The organism is Clostridium sp. M62/1 (assembly GCF_020736365.1).
Taxonomy (GTDB): domain Bacteria; phylum Bacillota; class Clostridia; order Lachnospirales; family Lachnospiraceae; genus Otoolea; species Otoolea saccharolyticum_A.
Genome location: NZ_CP085988.1, coordinates 3,684,001 through 3,698,678, shown reverse-complemented (window position 1 = coordinate 3,698,678; position 14,678 = coordinate 3,684,001). Strand labels below are relative to the sequence as shown.

At 53.9% G+C, this 14,678-nt stretch carries 11 protein-coding genes; 5 read left to right on the top strand and 6 right to left on the bottom strand.

From position 1 onward, the window contains the following. Nucleotide 1 precedes the first annotated feature (1 nt). From LK436_RS17180 to LK436_RS17165, 4 genes are read right to left on the bottom strand one after another with little or no spacing between them, the layout of a single operon-like run. Nucleotides 2–1,054: an MOSC domain-containing protein gene (locus LK436_RS17180; protein ID WP_008398921.1), complete on the bottom strand. Its 1,053-nt coding sequence runs from the start codon at nt 1,052–1,054 to the stop codon at nt 2–4. Between the two features lie 20 nt (nt 1,055–1,074). Further along, the gene (gene moaA, locus LK436_RS17175) at nt 1,075–2,073 is read right to left on the bottom strand and encodes a GTP 3',8-cyclase MoaA (protein ID WP_044931722.1); all 999 of its coding nucleotides are present in this window, start codon (nt 2,071–2,073) and stop codon (nt 1,075–1,077) included. After that, nucleotides 2,066–2,563: a cyclic pyranopterin monophosphate synthase MoaC gene (gene moaC / locus LK436_RS17170; protein ID WP_008398919.1), complete on the bottom strand. Its 498-nt coding sequence runs from the start codon at nt 2,561–2,563 to the stop codon at nt 2,066–2,068. The genes moaA and moaC overlap by 8 nt, the downstream gene beginning before the upstream one ends. Nucleotides 2,564–2,584: 21 nt before the next feature. Further along, nucleotides 2,585–3,610: a molybdopterin-binding protein gene (locus LK436_RS17165; RefSeq protein ID WP_008398918.1), complete on the bottom strand. Its 1,026-nt coding sequence runs from the start codon at nt 3,608–3,610 to the stop codon at nt 2,585–2,587. A 399-nt stretch (nt 3,611–4,009) separates the two neighbouring features. Between LK436_RS17165 and yqeB the strand changes: the two genes are divergently transcribed. After that, the gene (yqeB, locus tag LK436_RS18455) at nt 4,010–5,428 is read left to right on the top strand and encodes a selenium-dependent molybdenum cofactor biosynthesis protein YqeB (RefSeq protein WP_015573447.1); all 1,419 of its coding nucleotides are present in this window, start codon (nt 4,010–4,012) and stop codon (nt 5,426–5,428) included. A gap of 85 nt (nt 5,429–5,513) precedes the next feature. On the opposite strand, the gene yqeC is transcribed toward yqeB, so the two are convergent. Continuing rightward, nucleotides 5,514–6,341, bottom strand: a complete 828-nt coding sequence (gene yqeC / locus LK436_RS17150; protein WP_049932381.1) for a selenium cofactor biosynthesis protein YqeC — start codon at nt 6,339–6,341, stop codon at nt 5,514–5,516. A 780-nt stretch (nt 6,342–7,121) separates the two neighbouring features. Beyond that, nucleotides 7,122–8,297, bottom strand: a complete 1,176-nt coding sequence (locus tag LK436_RS17145) for an IS110 family transposase (RefSeq protein WP_044930339.1) — start codon at nt 8,295–8,297, stop codon at nt 7,122–7,124. Between the two features lie 481 nt (nt 8,298–8,778). Here LK436_RS17145 and proS point away from each other — a divergent pair, with 481 nt between their 5' ends. The 4 genes from proS to LK436_RS17125 all read left to right on the top strand — a co-directional run bounded on the left by proS (nt 8,779) and on the right by LK436_RS17125 (nt 14,674). Then, entirely contained in the window at nt 8,779–10,212 is a 1,434-nt protein-coding gene (gene proS / locus LK436_RS17140; RefSeq protein WP_015573448.1) for a proline--tRNA ligase, read from the top strand. Nucleotides 10,213–10,302: 90 nt separating this feature from the next. Beyond that, on the top strand, nt 10,303–11,595 hold the full coding sequence (locus LK436_RS17135; RefSeq protein WP_008398908.1) for a CCA tRNA nucleotidyltransferase: 1,293 nt from the start codon (nt 10,303–10,305) through the stop codon (nt 11,593–11,595). A gap of 824 nt (nt 11,596–12,419) precedes the next feature. Further along, nucleotides 12,420–13,178 (top strand): adenosylmethionine decarboxylase, encoded by a 759-nt coding sequence (speD, locus tag LK436_RS17130; RefSeq protein ID WP_021965875.1) that lies wholly within the window; start codon nt 12,420–12,422, stop codon nt 13,176–13,178. Then, complete coding sequence (locus tag LK436_RS17125; protein ID WP_008398905.1) at nt 13,178–14,674, top strand: aminotransferase class I/II-fold pyridoxal phosphate-dependent enzyme; 1,497 nt, start codon at nt 13,178–13,180, stop codon at nt 14,672–14,674. The genes speD and LK436_RS17125 overlap by 1 nt, the downstream gene beginning before the upstream one ends. Nucleotides 14,675–14,678 lie beyond the last annotated feature (4 nt).

The following is a 14,678-nucleotide window of genomic DNA, read 5'->3' as shown; positions in this document are numbered from 1 at the left end:
TTTATTCCTCCTTTGCATCTGCAGTTCCTGATTCTGAAGTTTCTGTATCTGCAGCTTCTGTGTGCCGGACTTCTCCTGCCTGCGTTTCCGGCCTGTTTTGCTCATTTTCTCCCTTCTGATGCTCTGCGGCGCAGTCCATGGGCGTTCCCCGCAGAAGGGAGAGGCCGTGGGGGAGCTGATCCATAAAGGCATCCATGCTCTCCATACAGGCCTTAGGGCTGCCGGGCAGGTTGACAATCAGGGTTTTTTTGCGGATAACGGAAACTGCCCGGCTGAGCATGGCCCGCCTTGTCACGGCCATGCTGGCGGCCCGTATGGCTTCCGCAATTCCTGGCACTGTTTTTTCGGCCACATCCAGGGTGGCCTCCGGGGTAATGTCCCGCGGGGCGAAGCCGGTTCCCCCTGTAGTGAGGATCAGATCCGGGCGCCGCTGATCGCAGAGCCGTATGAGCTCCTGTCTGAGCTTCTCCCTGTCGTCAGGAAGAAGCAGGGTTTCCACCACCTCAAAGCCGGCTGCAATGAGGCGGTCTTTAATGGCAGGACCGCTCAGATCCGGCCTCTCTCCCCTGGATGAGCGGTCAGAGAGGGTGATAACGGCAGCCTGAAAGGGAAGAGGCACATCCCTCTCTGCGATTTCCATCACGTCCCCCACAGCGATGGTTCCGGAGTGCAGCACTCTGGCGAACACGCCCTCCCTGGGCATAATGCAGTCGCCCACCCTGTGGTAAATGGCACAGTGGCTGTGACATTCCTTCCCTATCTGGGTGATTTCCAGCAGGACATCCCGGCAGCGAAGCCAGGTTCCCACAGGAAGGCTCCTGAAATCAATTCCCTCCACCACCAGATTTTCTCCGAAGGCGCCAGGCGCCACCCCGGCTCCCCTGGCGTTGAAATCCGCGATCTTGTCGGCGCTCAGCAGGCTCACCTGCCTGTGCCAGTGCCCTGCGTGGGCGTCATCCCGGATCCCCCAGTCCTTCTCAAACCACCCTTCGGTGCGGTTTTCCTTCTGCACGCCGCGGATCTGGCTGGTGCAGACAGCAATTACCTTTCCCATTTCCTTTCCTCCTATCTTTTCTAGCCTCCGATCTGGCTCATGGATTTTCGTTCGCTGACGGACTCTGCCCGGTCAAAGCAGTGGGCGGAGGGCTTTGAGCGGACAGCAGCCTCAATGGCACTGCGAAGCTCACACAGCAGCTCGTCTCTGTCTCTGTGCTGGCCTCTGAGAACAGGGGCCAGACGGATGCCGTCCTCGTAGCAGAGACAGGGCTTTAATGTCCCCGTGCTGGTGAGGCGAATCCTGTTGCAGGAAGAACAGAAGGAGTGGCTGACTGCCTCGATAAAGCCCACCGCGCCCTGAAAGCCCGGGGCTGTGTAATATCTGGCAGGACCGTTTCCTCTCCTTTCTCCCTCGGGGAGGGGCGAGAGCAGAGGCCACTGTTCCTTCAGACGCATAAGGGCAGAGGAGGGAGAGGGGGGCCCTCCCGCCTCTGTCCGGGCACCGGGGCCAATGGGCATCTGTTCGATAAAGCGCACGTCTACGGGAAGCTCCCGGGCGAGAGCTGCCAGGGGAAGAAGCTGAGACTCGGTTTCCGGAAGCATTACCGCATTGATCTTCGTCCTGAGCTTTCCGGAGCAGAGCTTCACAGCGTCCAGTACCTGCACAGGGCTTCGGGAACTCCTTGTGATCTCCTGAAACTGCCTTTCATCGAGGGTGTCAAGGCTTACGTTCACTCCGTCCAGCCCGGCCGAAAGAAGCTCTTCCAGATGTTCAGGGAGCAGCAGGCCGTTTGTGGTGAGTGTCACCTGCCGGACGCCGGGAAGTGCTTTCAGACGCCTGATAAAATCCGGACAGTCTTTTCTGAGCAGCGGCTCGCCGCCGGTGATTTTAAACCGGTCGATGCCAAGCCCCACAGAAGCCTCGGCGACGAGAAGCAGTTCCTCATAGGTAAGGATATTCTCGTGAGCCGTCAGAGGGACACCCTCCTTCGGCATACAGTAGCGGCAGCGAAGGCTGCACCGGTCCGTGACAGAGATGCGCAGATAATCGATGGTTCTGCCGAAGGGATCAGTCATGGCCGCCCTCCTGAAAAGAGAAATCTCCGCTTTTTCCGCCGTGTTTCTCAACAAGGTGCACCTGCTCGATCACCATTCCCCGGTCAATGGCCTTGCACATATCATAGACAGTCAGGAGGGCTGCACAAACCCCGGTCAGGGCCTCCATCTCCACCCCGGTCCGGTCGGTGCAGCGGACGGTGCACACGGCTTCCACGTAACATTTCTCTTCTGAATCTTCGGACAGGGAAAAATCTACGGTGCTTTTGGTAAGGTTCAGCCGGTGGCACAGAGGGATCAGATCGGCCGTATGCTTGGAGGCCATGATCCCGGCAATCTGCGCCACTCCCAGCACGTCCCCCTTTTTTGCCGTCCTGTTCTTTACGGCTTCGAAGCACTGGCGGCTCATGCGTATCCGGCCCCTGGCCACAGCCGTCCTCTCGGTGGCTGCCTTTTCGCTTACATCCACCATCACGGCATTGCCGTTTCTGTCAATATGGGTAAAATCCATTTAAAAACCTCCTATAACATCCTATATTCCCTTTCCGAACCCGCAGTTTGGAAAATGGCATTCCGGGCAGTTCAGACACAGTCCCCCATGCCCCAGACCGGAGAGCCAGTCAGAGGTCACAGGTACATCTGCCAGAAGCCTCGGGAGCACCAGGTCAAAAATCGTCCGCCCTGCGTACATGACGCAGCCGGGCAGTCCGCATACCGGCCTTCCGTCAGGCAGGTAGGACATTAAGAACATGGCTCCCGGAAGAACCGGAGCTCCGTAGCTGACAATTCTGGCTCCGGAGTTGCGGATAGCCAGGGGAGTGCGGTCGTCGGGATCCACGCTCATTCCCCCGGTGCAGAAAATCATCTCGATCCCTTCATCGGCCATGCGGCGGATCGCTTTTGTAATCTCCTCGTCCCTGTCGTCGCAGATTTCGTGGGCAGCCATGACGCAGCCGTATTCGGCCAGCTTTTCCTCGATCACAGGGGTAAAGGTATCCTCTATCAGACCCCGGTAGACCTCGCTTCCGGTGGTGACGACGCCGAAGCTCTTAGCCCGGAAGGGCAGGACAGAGAGGAGAGGCTCTGTGCCGGCTGCAGCCCTGGCCTCCTCCATCCTGTCCTTTTTGATGACCAGAGGGATGACTCTGGTGCCGCACAGCCGGTCGCCTGCCCTGACGGGAAAACCGCCTGCTATGGTGGCTATCATCATGTCCCCCAGTTGATTAATGCTCCGAAGCCGCTCAGTGTCTGCCATGAACAGTCCGTCCCTGTCGGCGATCAGCTCAATTTTCCCTTCCTTTGGGGCGGTGGCGTGCATGCCGGGGCCCTGGCAGAGCTGGCGCAGAATTTCCGCTGCGTCATTTTCGTGGAGCATGGTGTCGTCGTTTTCCCAGATGTAGACATGCTCCTTCCCCACGCTTAAAAGTACCGGGATATCCTCAGGCCTGATAATATGGCCTTTCCTGAAGACGGCATCCTTGGTAACACCCTTTATGATCTGCGTAATATCGTGGCAGAGCACCTGTCCCACTGCATCCTCTGTGCGCATCAGCTTCATACGATAACCTCCTGAAAAATAACCTGTCCTGCCCTTTGAAAAGACATAAAAAAGCTGTCAAAACCAGAAAGTCCTGACAGGATCTGCCAAAACCGCCGGTCTGACAGGGCTGCCCCTCCTGCCGCCGTGATGTGCGCCGGCAGGCAGCAGACAGCAGTCAGCAGAGCGCAGGCAGCTGCGCTTAAATTATGTTCCTTATGTTCCTGTTTATACGTTCGTTTTGTTTGCGAATAACGATAGCTCAAGTATACCATACCGCCTGTTTTGGCTGCAAGAAAAAGGCAGACAGGGAGACGTAAAAAAACAGGGGTCAACCGTCCGTTATTTTTGTGAACGATTAACGAAAATGCCTGTAAAATAAAGAAACTGGAAAAAGAGACTCCCCATTTCAGGAAGGGGATGATAGAATGGTGGAAGCATAACTTCGGCGCCGGAAAGATCCGGATGTGCCCTGGCAAAAAACAGGGCAGAGCAGGAAGCAGGAGAAACGGGGAACAGGAGAAACAGAAAATGGAGAGGCGTTTTAAAATACAGTCGAATCTGCGCATCGTAAACTGCGAAAAAAAGGAAAAGGCCTTCGGGCCTGGAATCGCGGCTCTCCTCGAGGGAGTTGAGACTCATGGCTCTCTGAGGAAAAGCGCAGCCCTGATGAATATGAGCTACAGCAAGGCATGGACGGTACTGCACGGATGTGAGGCGCAGCTGGGATTTGCGCTTTTAAACAGCCGTATCGGAGGAAGATGCGGCGGCGGAGCAGAGCTGACGGAAGAGGGAAAAAGACTTCTGGAAAATTACCGGGCCTTCGAGAAGGAGGCAGGAAGAGAGCTTGGAGATCTGGCAAAGAAATATTTCCCCGGGTATTTTTCCGAAGATTTTCCAGAGGAGCCCAGAGGAGAGAGCGGCGGCAGAAACTGCAGAGGACCGAGAGAGCCTGGAAACGGCGAAAGCCAGGAAAGTCTTCAGGGCACGGCGTCTGGCGGCTTTAAGCGTCCGTGGATCCTGGTGCGGGGAGCCGGGGATCTGGCGACAGGCATTATCCTCAGGCTCTGGAGCTGCGGGTTTCGGGTGGCGGTGACAGAGTGCAGGAAGCCCTCGGCCATCCGCCGCCGCGCTGCCCTCTGTGAGGCCGTCTGGGAGGGGACATCCTGTGTGGAGGGAGCCCGCTGCCGCAGGGTTGAAACCCTCCGGCAGGCAGAGCTTGCCGAAGAGGAGGGCGTGATCCCCCTGTTTGTAGACGAGGAGGCAGCCTGCATCCGTCTGCTGCACCCGGCGGCCGTCATAGACGCCATTCTGGCCAAGCGGAATCTGGGAACCGCCAGGGAGATGGCCCCCATCACCGTGGGGGTGGGGCCGGGCTTTACTGCCGGGGAGGATGTGGACGCGGTGGTGGAAACCATGAGGGGACACTTCCTGGGACGTGTGATCTGGCAGGGAGCCGCCATTCCCAATACGGGAATCCCGGGAGAGATAGGGGGATTTTCCTCGGAGCGGGTGATCCATTCCCCCGCCTCCGGCCCCATGCGGTTTGTGAAGGAAAACGGAAAAACGGCCGTGGATATCGGAGCGGCGGTGAAGAAAGGGCAGATCATCGCCTGGGCAGGTGATACGCCGGTTTATGCCTCCCTGGACGGAGTCCTCCGGGGTTTAATCCGGGAAGGCTATGAGGTGAAAAAGGGACTAAAAATTGCAGACATTGATCCGAGACCGGAGCAGGCCGCCTTCTGTGATACAGTTTCAGACAAAGCCAGGGCTGTGGCGGGAGGGACAGTGGAAGCCCTTCTGGAGGCTTCGGCCAGAAAAGGAATCAGGCTTCTGTAGTGCTGTCCAGTTCAGCAGTTGAAAAACAGCCGAAAGCAGCAAAAAACAACTGAAAAACAGCCGAAAACAGGTGTCTCTTCCCCTGTCAGGAAATTTCGTCAAATATCCACTCCCACAGAGGAAAGGAGTGGGAGTTCAGACTTCCCATGCGGCAGTCCAGCCCCTGGTCTGACAGCAGCCGGGCGGCTTTTCTGGCCTCACGGAGAAGGGAGGAGGCATCTGGCCCGCCAGAGCCCTTCCGGGAGCAGAGCAGATCAGCCTGGTTTAAGAGGATCTTGACTGGAAAGATCTGGGAGGACGGGGAGCTTTCCGGACTCTTCTCCTGAAGGACAGGAAGGGCGCGCCCTGCAGCCCGGATCGCATCTTCGATGCAGAAGACAAGCTCAGAGGCTCCTGCGATCTGACGGGGGTTTTCCTTCCAGCCCGGATGCAGTTCATAGCGGTGGACGCAGTCACACACAGGTCTTCCCAGGGCAGAGAGACCTGCCACGGTAAGGCACAGGCTGGTTTCCGGCGGAAGGACAGGCTCGCCTTCCCGGTGGAGCTTTAGGGGAAGATGTCTGGAGCCGTCCGCCTCGCAGACCGTAAGATCTGCTGTCCGGCAGGCCGCCTGCAGGAGCTTTTCATCTAGGGATGTCAGTTTCCCGGCCCCGGCACTTTTCCCCGCGCACACAATCCCCGGCTTTTTTAGAGACTGTTTCAGGGACGCCCAGTCCGGATTTGCCAGAAGCTCCCTGCTCTCCGGGGGATTTAATGGATAAATATGGGTGGTGGTTGTGTAAAATACGGAAAGCCCCCGATCAGAGCCTTCTCTGGCCAGGCGTTTCAGGGCGGTGGTTTTTCCGCCGGAGCCGATGACAGCGATGACAGGGCGGCTCTTCTCCCTGTCCGGACGGTTTAGTAAGTCAGACAAAGCTTCTCCTTTCTGCCGAGGCACTCCCTCCCTGGTTTCAGAGCCGGAAAGCAGCGGCAGGCTGCCGGCAGATGAACAGACGGCGTATAAACAGGCATGTAAATAGTTATAAGTATATAATATTCAAGTCTAGCGGATTCCAGCAGGAAAGACAAGCACCTGAGTCTGCATTCCCCGAAAGAACCGGACAGAAGTGGGATGGGAATGAGGCACAAACAGCTTGACAAACCGATTTTCACAGCGTAAAATCAGCCTGTGGACAAATGGAAACATGGCTGAGAAGAGGCCCAGTAGATTCTGATACACTTCCAGAGAGGGGATGACAGGTGGGACATTCCCGTGTCACTCAGAGTTGAACCTTCCTCGGAGCTGTGCATGAGGCAGAGATAAGAACAGAAATTGAGAAAATCCTGCGAAAGTGCAACGTAATCCGGCGTTAACGGAGCATTGAGAGAGCTGAAATCTTCTGACTGAGAATCAGAGCAGAGGAAACAAGGTTAATCAGGGTGGTACCGCCGACAGCAGAGCTGATCGGTCCCTTGCTAAGAGGGATCGGCGGCTTTTTTTATATAACAGGAAACTTCGTTCCCTGTTATATAAAAACGCTCCGCGGGGATCGCACTGCGGCAGAAAGACTAACTATTAAAAGTCAAGTCTAAAATGAAGACTTTTGAATGAATTGCGGGAACGCATTTCATAGATCGTTGTACCTTGAAAATCGCACGACAAACAGAGCATCGGATATCGGTGCTCTAAAAGAGTGTTATAGGGCAGAAAAAGTTATGCCGTTTTTATGTAAGGTTTGCCGGATTTTTCCATTGCGTAAATTAACCGTACAAGTTTCTTTGCGGCGTGGGTGATGGCGACGTTGTAGTGTTTCCCTTCAGAAATCTTCTTCTGAAGGTATGCACCGAAAGTTTCATCCCATTGGCAGACGTATTTGGTGGCATTGATCAGAGCAAAACGTAAATAGCGCGATCCCCGTTTCTCCATGTGGGAATAAGAGGATTCCATCTGCCCGGATTGATAGGTAGATGGAGAAGCTCCGGCATATGCCAGGATCTTATCCGGCGAATCAAAGCGGGAGAAATCTCCAATCTCTGCCAGGATCATGGCGCCCATGCGGTAGCCTATTCCTGGAATGGTCAGGATGGGAGAATGGATTTCATCCATGATCCGTTTGATTTCGGATTCAATTTCTGAGATTTCGGAATCCAGTTCACCAATTAGCCGGAGTGTGTGCTTTAATTCCAGAGATTTGGCAGGCATGTTGGAACCGATGGAGGCTCTGGCAGCATTCCGTATTTCAATCGCTTTCTCCCGGCTGTAACGGCCTTTTGAAGCGTTTTCCAACCGCTTCGTCAGGTGTGTCAAATGGCAGGAGGCAATCGTTCCGGCAGAAGGAAACTCGGAAAGAAGGGCGTAGATAGAAGCGATATGAAGCGAAGGAACAAGTTTTTCCAATTCTGGAAAGAGAATGGTAACAAGCCTGGAAACAGACTGTCTAAGCTGAGCGCGTTCCTGAACCTTACGAAAACGATAACGGGTGAGTGACTTTAACTCCTCGTTATGGTATGATGTATCTGAGTAGGACTTCAGGTTCACGTCAGACATGAGCATCAAAGCAATGGTTCGGGCATCAACCTTATCTGTTTTCGTCTTTCTAAGGCTGAGACTTTTTCTGTAAAGATTTGTGTGGAGCGGATTGATAACGAAGGTGTGGAGACCTTTGTCAATAAGATAACCGAGCAGGTTGTAAGAGTAGTGTCCAGTGGCCTCCAGTCCTACTTTTATATTGGACACATCTGAAGAAGAGGATTGAATCCTGGAAAAAAGAACATCAAATCCATCCCGGTTATTCTGAATGGTAAAAACCGGAAAAAGGACTTTGCCATCTGAATTGGTGATAAAGCAGTCATGCTTATCCTTAGCGACATCAATTCCAACGTAGATCATAAGAACACTCCTTAGTAATAGATTTAGATACTGTTTAGGACCACAGAGCTCTCTGCGCTTGTAACCTCGTTCTAAATCAACCGTCATGCGGTATCTAACTGATTAACAACGATACAAAGAGACTGTGGTTGGAGCCTTTCCGTAACCATCAAGTGGTAGGAAAATGAAACCAATCCACAGTATCTCCAAACAGTATAGCATACAGACCTTGGAGAGGGTCTATAAACACTACTACTATATAATACGAGGAAAATGTCGCTTTTGCGGCCCGCCGCTGGCGGAGAATCCTGCGAAGCAGGATTCTGTTTTATAGGAAATTCTTCCGAGCCTGTGAAAGAAAGGTACTTCGCCCAAAAGCAATCTGCCTGCAGAGATAGGGGCTGCGGCGGGAAAGACCCGCTGAGCGCCGGAACAGAGAATCGCCGGAATCGAGATGCGGCAGAAAAGAAAAAGAAAACAGAGTATGAGAGAGGAGATAACCATGGCTAAAGAAAAGAAATTGGTGGAAGCCATCACTTCCATGGATGTGGACTTTGCCCAGTGGTACACAGATGTGGTAAAAAAGGCAGAGCTGGTGGATTATTCCAGCGTGAAGGGATGTATGGTCATTAAGCCGGACGGATACGCCATTTGGGAGAATATTCAGAAGGAGTTGGACAGACGCTTTAAGGAGACAGGGGTACAGAATGTATACATGCCCATGTTTATTCCGGAAAGCCTGCTTCAGAAGGAGAAGGATCATGTAGAGGGATTTGCGCCGGAGGTTGCCTGGGTAACGCACGGCGGACTTGAGCCCCTCCAGGAGAGAATGTGCGTGCGCCCGACCTCCGAGACCCTGTTCTGCGATTTCTACGCAAGAGATATTCAGTCCTACAGGGATCTGCCAAAGCTTTACAACCAGTGGTGCTCGGTTGTGCGCTGGGAGAAAACCACAAGACCGTTCCTGCGCTCCAGAGAGTTCTTATGGCAGGAGGGACATACAGCCCACGCCACAGCAGAGGAGGCAGAGGAGAGGACAGAGCTGATGTTAAACCTTTACGCTGATTTCTGCGAGGAGGTTCTGGCGATGCCTGTCATCCGCGGAAGAAAAACGGATAAAGAGAAATTTGCGGGAGCAGAGGCTACCTATACGATCGAGGCCCTGATGCATGACGGAAAAGCCCTTCAGTCCGGCACCAGCCACAACTTCGGCGATGGATTTGCAAAGGCTTTCGGTATCCAGTTCTCCGATAAGGACAATAAGTTAAAATACGTTCACCAGACCTCCTGGGGAATGACAACCCGTCTGATCGGAGCCATCATCATGGTGCATGGAGACGACAGCGGCCTTGTACTTCCTCCGAGGATCGCTCCCACACAGGTAGTGATTGTGCCGATCCGCCAGCAGGCAGAGGGAGTTCTCGACAAGGCATACGAGTTAAAGGATATTCTCTCCGGCTTCAGCGTGAAGGTAGATGACTCTGACAAGAGTCCGGGCTGGAAGTTCAGCGAATCTGAGATGCGCGGCATTCCGGTGCGTGTGGAGATCGGACCGAAGGATCTGGAACAGAATCAGGCTGTGCTGGTGCGCCGTGACACCCATGAAAAGATCACAGTCTCCTTAGATGAGATCAAGGAGAAGGTGACAGAGCTGCTTGATACCATCCAGCACGATATGTTTGAGCGGGCAAGAGCCCACCGGGACGCCCACACCTACACAGCCACCAATATGGAGGAGATGAAGGAGCTGGCAGACAATAAGCCGGGATTTATCAAGGCCATGTGGTGCGGCTGCCAGGAGTGCGAGGACAAGCTGAAGGAAACCGTGGGCGTTACGTCCAGATGTATGCCGTTTAAGCAGGAGAAGGTGGCTGACACCTGCGTCTGCTGCGGAAAGCCGGCAGTGAAGATGGTTTACTGGGGCAAGGCATACTAAAGGCCCCTGCACTGCGCCTTGCCATGTGACAGCCCTGCCACAGAGCAGCAGTGAGGGAACGGATAAGGGCAAAGGAGCAGAGCAAAACAGATGGATATTACGAAAAAGGCAGAGTTTACAATAAAAATTCCCCCTCAGGTAGAGTGGCTCCTGAAAAAGCTGAGAGACAGCGGATACGAGGCATTTGCGGTGGGCGGCTGTGTGCGGGATACTATCCTGAACCGTATTCCGGGAGACTGGGATATTACCACCTCGGCAAAACCTGTGGAGGTTAAGGCGGTATTCGGAAAAACAGTGGACACAGGGCTTCAGCACGGGACTGTCACGGTGATCCGGGATCACGTGGGCTATGAGATCACCACCTACCGGATCGACGGCGAGTATGAGGATGGACGCCACCCCAGGGAGGTGGAGTTTACCTCTGATCTGAGGGAGGACCTGCGCCGCCGGGACTTTACCATAAACGCCATGGCCTACAGCCCTGAAACGGGCCTGGTGGACATCTTCGGAGGCATGGAGGATCTGAAAAACCGCACGATCCGGTGCGTGGGAAATGCGGTGGAGCGGTTTGGTGAGGATGCTCTTCGGATTATGAGGGCAGTCCGCTTTGCCTCCCAGCTGGACTTTAGTATTGAGGAGGAAACCTACAGGGCTCTCTCGGGGATCGCCCCCAATCTGGCTCATGTGAGCAAGGAGCGGATACAGGTGGAGCTCACCAAAACCCTCCTCTCCGGGCGCCCCCAGGGGGTGCTGGTCATGGAGGACACGGGGATGTGTCCCTACATGACGGCAGGGTTTCCTGGGATCTTTTCAAAAGCCAGGGAGTCAGGCATCAATCTGGAGGAGCGCCTGAAGAGAAGCGCCCTTCTGCCCCAGGAAAAATCTCTCAGGTATGCAGTCTTTTTAGGGCATTTGGGAGAAAAGGGCGCCTGCACCATTCTCAGGGAGCTGAAACTGGACAATGACACCATCCGAAGGGTTAAAACCCTGGTACGCTTTATGGAGGAAACGCTTCCGGAAGACGGGCCGGCCCTCAGAAGAATGATGAGCCAGATGGAGGACAGCCTGTTCGACAGCCTGCTTCTCATGAGAAAAACCGTTTTTCCAGAGCAGATGGAGGACGTCCTGAAAACCGAGTCCCGATGCCGCAGGGTGAGGGAGCGGGGGGACTGCATCCGGTTAAAGGATCTGGCGGTGACGGGAAATGATCTGATCGCCGCAGGGATGAAGCCCGGTAAGGAGATGGGGGAGAGGCTCAGATACCTGTTTGAGCTTGTCCTCTCAGAGCCTGCTCTCAATGAAAAGGAACTCCTTTTGAAGGCGGCCTGTGATGCCAGAAAGGAGCAGCCGGACGGAGGGCAGAACCAGACGGAAAAACAATAAAATCCATTGACAAAAAAGAAAAAATCAGATATAGTAAACCCGTCATGGGATCAAAGTGAAAGCAGAGTTTCCATGCAAATATTTTTGCCCACCTGAAAGGGTTAAGGCCATACGGACAGCCGGGGCAAGTGCCGAACTGGTAACATTTTGTTGCCTTATTGATTGAGCCAAAGCTCAAATTTTATAAGTTGGTTACTTTACAACCGATACGCAGTCTGCGTGCAACCACTTGTGAAACGGTCAATAAGAGTAGTAAAAGTGAGATATTTGCTATATAGACTCTGAAATTTGTCATTCCATGAGAATATGCGTGGCCCCGGAAGAGACTTCCGTGATACACGCTCCAGCCCTTTGAGGCGCTGTCAGGATTGAGTAACATACATACAGAAAGCCGAAGATGCCGGCAGAAGCGCTGTGCCTGTCAGAGAAAGGCGCGGGAGGAAGGCGCGATTTCTGCTCTGCGGGTTCCTTCAGCGGAAGGGCCAGGCCGGATTTTGAGGCTGAAGGTGCGTGAGCTTCCCGGTTTCGGAAAGTGCATTATTTCGGAAAGCGCTCTGGGAAGATACTGGGGCATTCCTGCTGAAAGCTGTGTGTATCTGGAGAGAACATCACTGAGAGCAGAAGAGGGAGAGGGCAGCATATAAAAACATGGAACATACCGCAAGGATTGTGTGCGAACAGGCGTACAGTCCCTGCGGTTTTTTTATTATAAATTATAAAAGAAAGCAGACGGTCTGCAGAGCAAAGTGCCCTGCAAAATGAGAATCAGTCCGGTGAAAGAAAACGGCCAAGGGCCAGGCGATTACAGAAAGAGGAGTAAAGATATGGGGGAGAAACTGAAGCTGTACGGGTTTAACAACCTGACCAAGTCCCTGAGCTTTAATATTTATGATGTCTGCTACGCAAAGACAGCCAGGGAGCAGAGAGATTATATTGCCTATATTGACGAGCAGTACAATTCTGAGCGTCTGACGGGAATCCTCACAAGCCTGACGGATATGATCGGGGCGAGGGTTTTAAATATTGCCAAGCAGGACTACGATCCCCAGGGGGCGTCTGTGACGATTCTGATTGCCGAGGGCAGCATGATTCCGGCAGGGGAGACTCAGCTGGCCCATCTGGACAAAAGCCATGTGACGGTACATACCTATCCGGAGTACCATCCGGAAACCTGCCTTGCCACCTTCCGGGTGGATATCGATGTGGCCACCTGCGGGGAAATTACCCCTCTTTCCACTCTGGACTATCTGATCCGTTCCTTTGACTCAGATATTATCACCATGGATTACCGTGTCAGAGGGTTTACAAGAGATATGGACGGCAGAAAGCTGTTTATGGATCACAGGGTTACGTCCATTCAGGACTACATTGACCCGGAAATCCTGCTGCGCTATGACGCGGTGGATATCAATGTATATGAGGCTAACTTGTTCCACACAAAGATGATGGTAAAAGAGGTAGATCTTCAGAATTATCTGTTTAAGACCGATATTTACGAGCTGCCGCCGAAAGTCAGGCTGGAAATTATGAACAGCCTCCGGCGGGAGATGATAGAGATATTCAGCGGCAGAAATATTTACTGATGCGGGGCCGCGCCGCAGGAGAGGAGGAAACGCCCGTGGAGACATTCACTCAGGAAAATGCCCCGATTTTCGAGGCACTCGAGCGTTTTAAGAGTATGAGAGTGGTCCCGTTTGACGTGCCGGGACATAAGAGGGGAAGAGGAAACCCGGAGCTGGCAGGGCTTCTGGGAGAAAAATGTGTGGGAATTGATGTGAACTCCATGAAGCCCCTGGATAATCTCTGCCACCCGGTTTCCGTGATCGCCGAGGCAGAGCGCCTGGCAGCCGAAGCCTTCGGCGCCGCCCACGCCTTTCTGATGGTGGGGGGAACCACATCAGCCGTGCAGAGCATGATCCTCTCTGTGGTAAAGAGGGGCGATAAGATTATCCTGCCCAGAAATGTTCACCGGAGCGTGGTGGGGGCGCTGATTCTCTGCGGGGCGGTTCCGGTTTATGTAAACCCGGAGTGCGATATGCGCCTGGGGATTCCCCTGGGAATGAAGGTGGAACAGGTAGAACGGGCTATCAGGGAGAATCCGGAGGCAAAAGCTGTGCTGGTGAACAATCCCACCTACTACGGGATCTGCTCTAATCTCCGGGAGATTGTGAGGCTGGCCCACGAAAATGGAATGCTCTGTCTGGCGGATGAGGCCCACGGCACACATTTTTACTTTGGAGAAAACCTGCCTGTCTCAGCCATGGCAGCAGGAGCGGATATGGCGGCTGTTTCCATGCACAAGTCGGGAGGGAGCCTGACCCAGAGCTCTCTGCTTCTCACCGGCCCGGCCATGAATGTGGGACATGTGCGCCAGATCATCAACCTGACCCAGACCACCAGCGGATCCTACCTGCTCCTGTCAAGTCTGGACATTTCCAGACGGAATCTGGCTCTCAGGGGAAAGGAGGCCTTCGCAGAGGTGGTGCGCATGGCAGATTACGCCAGAGGCGAGATCAACGCCATCGGAGGCTACTACGCCTTTTCAAAGGAACTGATAAACGGAGACAGTATCTATGACTTTGATGTGACAAAGCTCTCGGTTCACACTTTGGATGTGGGGCTTGCAGGAATCGAGGTCTACGACCTGCTTCGGGATGAGTATGATATTCAGATTGAGTTCGGCGATCTGGGCAATTTCCTGGCCTACCTGTCCATCGGTGACAGACAAAGAGATCTGGAGCGCCTGGTGAGCGCCCTTTCAGAGATACGAAGGCGCTTCGGAAAGGAAGGGACGGGGATGACGGTTCCGGAATACATCGATCCCCAGGTGGCAGTGTCGCCTCAGGAGGCCTTTTATGCAGACAAGGAGTCCCTCCCCATCGAGGAGACGGCCGGGTACATCTGCAGCGAGTTTGTCATGTGCTATCCGCCGGGCATCCCGATTCTGGCGCCTGGTGAAAGGATCACAGACGAGATTCTCGCCTACATTGCCTTTGCAAAAGAAAAGGGCTGTACCATGACAGGGCCGGAGGACGCAGATATCCTGAGGCTTAACGTAATAAAAGGGAGCAGGAGCTGATGAC

Bases quoted from the DNA above. Each gene is read 5' to 3' on its own strand.
- moaC (WP_008398919.1), bottom strand. From the start codon at position 2,563: ATGGATTTTACCCATATTGACAGAAACGGCAATGCCGTGATGGTGGAT.
- LK436_RS17180 (WP_008398921.1), bottom strand. From the start codon at position 1,054: ATGGGAAAGGTAATTGCTGTCTGCACCAGCCAGATCCGCGGCGTGCAG.
- proS (WP_015573448.1), top strand. From the start codon at position 8,779: ATGGCTAAAGAAAAGAAATTGGTGGAAGCCATCACTTCCATGGATGTG.
- LK436_RS17165 (WP_008398918.1), bottom strand. From the start codon at position 3,610: ATGAAGCTGATGCGCACAGAGGATGCAGTGGGACAGGTGCTCTGCCAC.
- LK436_RS17125 (WP_008398905.1), top strand. From the start codon at position 13,178: ATGCGGGGCCGCGCCGCAGGAGAGGAGGAAACGCCCGTGGAGACATTC.
- LK436_RS17145 (WP_044930339.1), bottom strand. From the start codon at position 8,297: ATGATCTACGTTGGAATTGATGTCGCTAAGGATAAGCATGACTGCTTT.
- moaA (WP_044931722.1), bottom strand. From the start codon at position 2,073: ATGACTGATCCCTTCGGCAGAACCATCGATTATCTGCGCATCTCTGTC.
- yqeB (WP_015573447.1), top strand. From the start codon at position 4,010: ATGATAGAATGGTGGAAGCATAACTTCGGCGCCGGAAAGATCCGGATG.
- LK436_RS17135 (WP_008398908.1), top strand. From the start codon at position 10,303: ATGGATATTACGAAAAAGGCAGAGTTTACAATAAAAATTCCCCCTCAG.
- speD (WP_021965875.1), top strand. From the start codon at position 12,420: ATGGGGGAGAAACTGAAGCTGTACGGGTTTAACAACCTGACCAAGTCC.